This window comes from Corynebacterium sp. (genome assembly GCF_012837295.1).
Classification (GTDB): domain Bacteria; phylum Actinomycetota; class Actinomycetes; order Mycobacteriales; family Mycobacteriaceae; genus Corynebacterium.
Map to the genome: position 1 here is coordinate 1 of NZ_DURI01000181.1, position 7819 is coordinate 7819.

The 7819-nt window shown below is 68.6% G+C and carries 6 protein-coding genes; 4 read left to right on the forward strand and 2 right to left on the reverse strand.

The features are described from left to right. Positions 1–147 precede the first annotated feature (147 nt). Together GX015_RS06160 and lpdA are read right to left on the reverse strand one after the other, a co-directional pair. Complete coding sequence (locus GX015_RS06160) at positions 148–555, reverse strand: hypothetical protein (RefSeq protein ID WP_291343632.1); 408 nt, start codon at positions 553–555, stop codon at positions 148–150. Positions 556–802: 247 nt separating this feature from the next. After that, positions 803–2218, reverse strand: a complete 1416-nt coding sequence (lpdA, locus tag GX015_RS06165) for a dihydrolipoyl dehydrogenase (protein ID WP_291343634.1) — start codon at positions 2216–2218, stop codon at positions 803–805. Positions 2219–2713: 495 nt separating this feature from the next. Between lpdA and GX015_RS06170 the strand changes: the two genes are divergently transcribed. The 4 genes from GX015_RS06170 (at position 2714) to GX015_RS06185 (ending at position 7731) form a co-directional block, all read left to right on the forward strand. Then, positions 2714–3826: an alpha/beta hydrolase family protein gene (locus GX015_RS06170; RefSeq protein ID WP_291343636.1), complete on the forward strand. Its 1113-nt coding sequence runs from the start codon at positions 2714–2716 to the stop codon at positions 3824–3826. 151 nt (positions 3827–3977) lie between these two features. Then, a complete protein-coding gene (locus GX015_RS06175) occupies positions 3978–5999 on the forward strand; it encodes a prolyl oligopeptidase family serine peptidase (RefSeq protein WP_291343640.1) in 2022 nt (673 codons plus the stop codon). Continuing rightward, positions 5996–6259, forward strand: a complete 264-nt coding sequence (locus tag GX015_RS06180; RefSeq protein WP_102212093.1) for a hypothetical protein — start codon at positions 5996–5998, stop codon at positions 6257–6259. Before GX015_RS06175 ends, GX015_RS06180 begins: the two co-directional genes overlap by 4 nt. Positions 6260–6372: 113 nt before the next feature. Further along, the gene (locus GX015_RS06185; RefSeq protein WP_291343639.1) at positions 6373–7731 is read left to right on the forward strand and encodes a M1 family metallopeptidase; all 1359 of its coding nucleotides are present in this window, start codon (positions 6373–6375) and stop codon (positions 7729–7731) included. Positions 7732–7819 lie beyond the last annotated feature (88 nt).

Here is a 7819-nt window from a genome sequence, read left to right on the forward strand (position 1 = left end):
ATCGACGTCAACGCGCACCGTTCCTCGGTGGCGCCGTACTAGGGTTCCCCACTGGGACGCAGTCCCGGGCGCGGCCCCCGAAGAACCACCCCGAAATGCGCGAAGGGGCCGACCGCGGATGCGGCCGACCCCGTCGTCAAGCAGTCTTTACTTCTTGTCGCCCGCCAGCAGCAGAGCGGCACCGATGCCCAGCAGCCAGGAATCCTTTGCCAGGGACATGCCGTCCTGGGTCGGGGCGAGCGAGCCCTCCTGGCGCTGGCCGGGGGCGCGCAGGTACATGGACATGAAGCCGGCGCCGAAGGCGGTCAGCGCGGCACCGGCGACGCGGTTGGGCAGTACCGGGGCGAGCAGCGCCGCACCTGTGGCGATCTCGCCGGCCGACAGCAGCTTGCCGAAGGTCTTCGGGTCCAGCTTGGACACGGCCGGGATGCCGGCGGAGGCGAAGCCCTGCATGCCGGCGGCGGTCTCGGCGTCGAGGTTGCGCTTGCCCAGGCCGGAGTTGAGGAACAACAGGCCGGGGAAGAGGCGGGCGGCGTACGTGGCGGCGGAGGTCATGGGGGATCCTTTCGGGAGTGCTTTTTGCTTTGCGACGGGCCGGCGCCGTGAACGCCGGCCCAACGGTGGAAGCGCTCCGGTCCTATCGGGGCGCCCTCCGTTGTTGATACATCAACTATGGCACATCGTTGACATGACCGCAACCCCCTTTTTTTTCGGCCCGGCGACGCCAGAGCCCACGCGGGAACGCGAACGCCGGCCCCGGGCACGACCCGGGACCGGCGTACGACGCTGGTGAAACGGAAATCTAGAGGTTGATCATCTCGCCCATCAGGCCCTCGGCGGCTTCCTTCATCGCCTCGGACATGGTCGGGTGAATGTGGGTGGCGCGGCCGATCTCCTCGGAGGTCAGCTCGTACTTCTGCGCCAGCACCAGCTGCGGCATGAGCTCGGAAACGTTGGCGCCGACCATGTGACCGCCGAGCAGCTCGCCGTGCTCCGCATCGGCGATGAGCTTGACGAAGCCGGTGGCCTCCGCCAGGCCCTGCGCCTTGCCGTTGGCCGAGAACGGGAACGTGGAGACCGTGATCTCGCGGTCGTTCTCCTCCGCCCACTTCTTCGCCTGGGCCTCGGTCTTGCCGAAGGACGCGACCTGCGGGTTGCAGAACGTCGCGCGCGGCATGTTGAGGTAGTCCTCGATGACGTCGGTCTCGTGGCCGGCCATGTGCTCGGCGGCGATGACGCCCATCGTCTCGGCCACGTGCGCCAGCTGCAGCTTCATGGTGACGTCGCCGATCGAGTAGATGTGGTCGACGTTGGTGCGCATGTAGTCGTCGATCGGGATCTCGCCGCGCTCGCCGACCTCGACGCCGGCCTTGTCCAGGCCGATGCCCTCGGTGCGCGGGGCGAAGCCGATGGAGACCATGACGCGGTCGACGGTGAGGGTCTCGGACTTCTTGCCGTCCTTCGACTCGACCTTGACCTCGACGGAGTCGCCCTTGTCCTCGATGGCCGTGGTCTTGTGGCCGGTGAGCAGCTTGACGCCGAGCTTCTTGTACTCCTTGGCGATGACCTTGGAGACGTCCTCGTCCTCGTTCGGCAGGACGCGGTCCATGAACTCGACGATGGTGACGTCCACGCCGTAGTTCGCCAGGACGTACGCGAACTCCATGCCGATGGCGCCCGCGCCGACGATGACCATCGAGTCGGGCAGGTCGGAGGAGAGGATCTGCTCCTCGTAGGAGACGATGTTGCCGCCGAGCTCGACGCCCGGCAGGGAGCGGACGACGGAGCCGGTCGCGATGATGGCGTTGTCGAACGTGAGCTCCGTGCCCTCGTCCTTGCCGTCGGTGACGACGATGGTGTTGGCGTCCTTGAATTCACCCCAGCCGTCAACCTCGGTGACCTTGTTCTTCTTCATCAGGTAGTGGACGCCCTTGACGATGCCCGCGGACACCTTGCGCGAGCGGTCGTGCGCGGCACCGAAGTCGAAGGACGCATCGCCCGAGATGCCGAAGGTCTTCGCCTGGTGGTTGAAGATGTGCGCCACCTCGGCGTTCTTCAACAGCGACTTGGAGGGGATGCAGCCCACGTTGAGGCAGACACCGCCCCAGTACTGCTTCTCCACGACGGCGACCTTCAGGCCGAGCTGGGAGGCGCGGATGGCGGCGACGTACCCGCCGGGGCCGGCGCCGAGGACAACGAGATCATAATGTTCAGCCACGGAGACAAGATTACGCGGCGTTGTGTCGCCAGTCATCCCGGCTCCAGCCCCCGGGGGGCGGCGGGCCGGCAAGGTCGAGGGCGGCGGGTCAGAAGATGCCGAGGGCGACGAGGATCTCGCCGAGCGACAGCGAGCCTTCGTTGAGGGAGACGCCGAACATTTCGAAGAAGAGCACGAGCAGCGTTTCATGCGGCAGCATGGCGGGTCCTTTCGGGCGGCGGGGGCGATGGGGGGATGCCCCCGGGGAATTTTCAGTTCACTTTAGTCACAACTTTAACTGGCGTAACTCCAGTTCACATCCCCCGCAGCACCGCACCGGCCGCCGCACGACGCCTCGATCGCCGAAAACTCCCACGTCCCCCGGCTTTCGGCGCGTCTCCGGCTGGGGTAATCTGCCATGTGTTTTACGCGTACGCCCGATTTCGAGCGCGTCCCGGGCACGCGTGCAGCGACGAACCGATCCTCATGACCGCCGCCGGTCGACTGGAGCCCACAATGAAGAACACCCGCAAGCGCCGCCTGATGTCGGCCACCGCCGCCGCGATGGTCGCCCTGATGCCCGTCACGCTGGCTCCGGCGTCCATCGCCCAGCCGGCCGCCGAGGCCCCGGCCCCCAATCCCGTCGGCACCCCGATCGCGGACGCCGCGGGCGCGACCCCGGCACCGATCGGCATCGGTGAGCTGGAGAAGGTCAACCCGCATTGGCGCGAGCAGATCCGCGGCCACGACAACGTCAAGGAGGTCTGGGCCGGTTCGGTGTCCATGGACCGCGGCGTTCCGCTGGTGTGGATCCACCCGAAGGGCCTGCAGGACGACGAGATCTACGCCCCGCGCCCGACGCTGTACGTGCTCAACGGCGCCGACGGCGGCGAGGGCAAGGCCTCCTGGCTGTACCAGACGGACATCATCGACTTCTTCTCCGACAAGAACGTCAACGTCGTCATCGTCCAGGCCGGCGAGTTCTCGTACTACACCGACTGGGTCGACCCGAACACCGAGCTGGGCAAGCAGACCTGGGAGACGTTCCTGACCAAGGAGCTCCCGGAGTCGCTGGAGGCCAAGATCGGCGGCAACGGCAAGCGCGGCATCATTGGCATGTCCATGTCGGCGACGTCGGTGCTCAACTTCGCGCAGCACAGCCCGGGCCTGTACGACGGCGTCGGCTCGTTCTCGGGCTGTGCCCAGACGTCCGACGAGATCGGCGCGCAGGCCATCAAGCTGGTGCTGGACCGCAAGGGCGTCACCGGCGAGCAGATGTGGGGCCCGCGCCCGAGCGACAACTGGACGCACAACGACCCGCTGGTGAATGCGGAGAAGCTGCGCGGCCAGCAGATGTACATCTCCAACGGCACGGGCCTGTGGGGCGAGTGGGACACCACCGCGCACCCGAACGTGGACACCGAGACGCAGCTGATCGCGCAGCGCACCACGGGTTCGGCCATCGAGGGCGGCACGAACTTCTGCACCAACGTGTTCAAGGCGAAGCTGGACTCGCTGGGCATCGACGCCCACTGGGACCTGGGCAACTCCGGCACCCACTCGTGGGGCTACTGGCAGGATGACCTCCACGAGTCGTGGGACGTCCTCTTCTCCAAGGTCCTCTACTAGGAATCCTGCGCCGGGCCCTCAAAGGCTCCGTGACCGGCCTTTCCTCCGGGTTCCGCCCGGTGGCCCCCATCCCATGACCTAGATTCGGGTCATGGGATTTTCCTTTGCCGACATCAGCGCCGATACGGGTTCCGCCGCCGCCCCGCGCTTCATGCCCACCGACAGCGTGCCCGCCTGGCTCGACGACATCGCGGGCGAGCGCGCGCTGGACTGGGCGCGGGAGCGCAGCGCGGAAACGGAATCGCTCTTCGACGGCGACCCGTCCCGCGATGCGCTGGAGAAGGACATCCGCGCCGCCCTCGACACCGACGCCCGCATCCCCTACCCGGTGCGCCGCGGTGAGCACCTGTACAACTTCTGGCGCGACGGCGACCACCCGCGCGGCCTGTGGCGGCGCACGTCGCCGGAGTCGTTCCTGTCCGGCGCGGCCGAATGGGAGGTGCTGCTCGACGTGGATGCGCTGGCGGCGTCGGAAAGCGAGAACTGGGTGTGGAAGGGCGCACAGTGCCGGTACCCGGACTACGACCGGGCTCTGGTGCATTTGTCCCGCGGCGGGGCCGATGCGTCGGTGATCCGCGAGTTCGATCTGGAGACGCTCGAGTTCGTCGCGGAGTCGCCGTTCGAGCTGCCGGAGGCGAAGTCGGACGTGTCGTGGGTGGGCCGCGACGAGATTCTCGTGGGCACCGACATGGGGTCGGGCAGCCTGACGGCGTCGGGGTATCCGAAGCAGGTGTTCTCGTGGCGGCGCGGGCAGGCGCTGCGGGAGGCGGAGCTGATCTTCTCCGGCCATGACGACGACGTCGCCGTCGGCGGCTGGTTCGACGCCACCGAGGGTTTCGAGCGGCTCTTCGTGGAGCGGGCGATCGACTTCTACAGCTCGCGGCGCTTCGTGCGAACCGATGGGGGCTTGCAGATCATTGAAGTTCCCGACGATTGCCGCGTGAGCGTGCACCGCGAATACCTGCTGCTCATGCCCCGGACCGAGTTCGACGGCATTCCGGCGGGCGGGCTCGCGGTCGCGCTTTTCGACGACTGGCTCGCCGGATCTCGGGACAGCCGCATCCTGTTCGCGCCCGATGACCGCACCTCGCTGCAGTCGGTGGCGTGGACGAAGGGCCACCTGGTGCTGACGCTGCTGCAGGACGTGGCGACCCGCCTGGTGACGCTGTCGATCGGCGATTGGGCCGAGGGCGAAATCCCGGGGCTGCCGGAGTCGGCCTCGGTGGCGGTCGTGGGGACGTCGTCGACGCGAGACGACGAACTGTGGCTCGCGGGCTCGTCGACGCTGGAGCCGGCGACGCTGTGGCTCACCGAGTCCGGCTCGGACGAGACGCCGCGGGTCGCCCGGCGCGCGCCCGCCTTCTTCGACGCGACCGGCATGTCCACCCGCCTGCACTGGGCGACGTCGGCCGACGGCACGAAGATCCCGTACCGGATCACCGGGCTGTTGGACGGAGAGGACAACTCAGTCGAGCCCCGCCCGACCCTCGTCCACGCCTACGGCGGCTTCGAGGTCTCGCTGGTGCCGGGCTACTCGGCGACGCGCGGCATGGGTTGGCTGGCCCGCGGCGGCCTGTCCGTCGAGGCGAACCTGCGCGGCGGCGGCGAGTTCGGGCCGGAGTGGCATTCGTCGGCGGTGAAGCTCAACCGCGGAAAGGTCCACGAGGATCACCGTGCGGTGCTGGAGGACATCGTCGCCCGCGGGTACGCGACGCCGGAGATGCTGGCCATCCGCGGCGGCTCCAACGGCGGCCTGCTGTCGGCGGTGGCGCTGACGTCGTATCCGGAGAAGCTCGGCGCGGTGGTCAGCCAGGTTCCGCTGGCGGACATGCTGCGGTACCACCGACTGTCCGCGGGCGCGTCGTGGATGGCCGAGTACGGCGATCCCGATGACGCGACCGAGGGCGCCGCGATCCGCAAGTGGTCGCCGGTGCAGCGCATCGCCCGGCGCGACGACCGCCCCTATCCCCCGGCGCTGGTGACCACGTCGACCCGCGACGACCGCGTCCACCCCGCCCACGCCCGCTCGCTGGCGTGGCTGCTGCGCGAGGCCGGCCAGCCCGTCGACTACCACGAGAACACCGAGGGCGGCCACGCCGGCGCGGCCGACAATTCCCAGGTCGCGCACATGGAGGCGCTGATCCACTCCTGGTTGTGGAGGACGCTGGGATGAACGAGGAGCAATTCGCCCCGAAGCTCGCGAACGCCTCGCTGACGATCAGCGTCGTGGCGATCATCGTGACGCTCGTCGGCCCCTTGTCCGGGCTGGTGACGCTGGGCAACCTGTTCATCCCCGTGGGCGTCGCGGGGATGGTGGCGATGATCCTCGCGGCGGTGTCCCGCCACTGGGTCCTCGTCGCGCTCGGCGCGATCACCGCCGTCTTCCCCTTGTTGACCCTGCTCGTGGTGTCCGAGGCGTTCGGATTCGTGTGATGCTCCCCCGCCGCTTTCGACGCCCGGCCGACCGGCTCGCGCGCGGGCGTCGCAAAGCACTCTTTTTCGCCCGCCCGAAGCCCGGACGGGCCCGCCCGTTTACAGTGAGTGGCGTGCAACCGACCAACGACTACACCGGCATCCCGTTCAACCTCGGCTTCCTGGTCGACCATTACGACCTGGACCTCGACTACCGCGTCGGCCCCAACCGCCTGAAGGCGACGGCCGTGCTGCACATCGAGGTCAACGCGTACATCGAGGGGCTGACGCTGGACTTCGCCGACGTCCTCGGCGTCGATTCCGTCGACGCGGACACCGACGTGCGCAACTCGGAACTCGGCGTCGCACGCTGGCGGCAGTCGGGGCGGAAGCTGCGCGTGACGTTCGACCGGATGCTCGAGCCGGAGGAGACGCTGAACCTGACGGTGCGGTACTCCGGCAATCCGGGCCCGGTGAAGTCGAAGTGGGGCGAGCTGGGGTGGGAGGAGCTGACCAACGGGTCGCTCATCGCGTCGCAGCCGATCGGCGCCGCCAGCTGGTTCCCGTGCGACGACGACCCGGAGACGAAGGCGCGCTACGACATCGCCGTGACCTGCGACGCGCCGTACACCGTCGTGGCCACCGGCCGCCCGTCGGCGCCGCAGAAGGTCGGCGGGTCGCGCCGCCGGTGGACGTTCACGTCCGCGGAGCCGATGGCGTCCTACCTGGTCACCATCCAGATCGGCCAGTACGTCCGCGTGGAGCTGCCGTGCGAGGTGGCGCCCGTCGTCGCCTACGCCCCGGCGCACCTGGTCCAACGCGTCAAGCACGACTTCCGCGACCAGGGGAAGATGCTCGAGCTCTACCGCGACCGCTTCGGCGAGTACCCCTTCCCCGACTACCGGGTGGTCATCGTCGAGGACAACCTGGAGATCCCCCTGGAGGCCCAGGGCCTGTCGATCTTCGGCGCCAACCATGCCGACGGCAAGGACACGTGGAATCGGCTGATCGCCCACGAGCTGTCGCACCAGTGGTTCGGCAATTCGGTGGGCCTGTCGCAGTGGCGCGACATCTGGCTCAACGAGGGTTTCGCCTGCTACTCCGAGTGGATCTGGGCCGAGGCCGCCGGCGGCCCGACGGCGGAGGAATCCGCGCGGGAGCATTACGACGAGCTCGCCGGCAAGCCCCAGGACCTGCGCATCGCCGACCCCGGGCCCGTCGACATGTTCGACGACCGCCTGTACAAGCGCGGCGCCATCACCGTCCACGCCCTGCGGCTGCTGCTCGGCGATGAGGCGTTCTTCGAGTTCGTGCGCGCGTGGACGACCAAGAACCGCCACTCGGTGGTCGACGCCGTCGATTTCCGCGCCCTGGCCAACCGGTTCTGCCGCGAGCGGGGCATCACCACCTCGCACCTGGACGCGATCTTCGACGCCTGGGTCGGCCGCGCCGAGCTGCCGCCCTTCCCCGTCGACCCGGCGGCGCGCCCGTGAAGTGGTTGACCCTGGCGACGCTCGTCGCCGCCGCCGGCAGTTTCGCCATCCTGTTCCTGTCGGCGTGGGGGCTGTCCACGGACGTCAA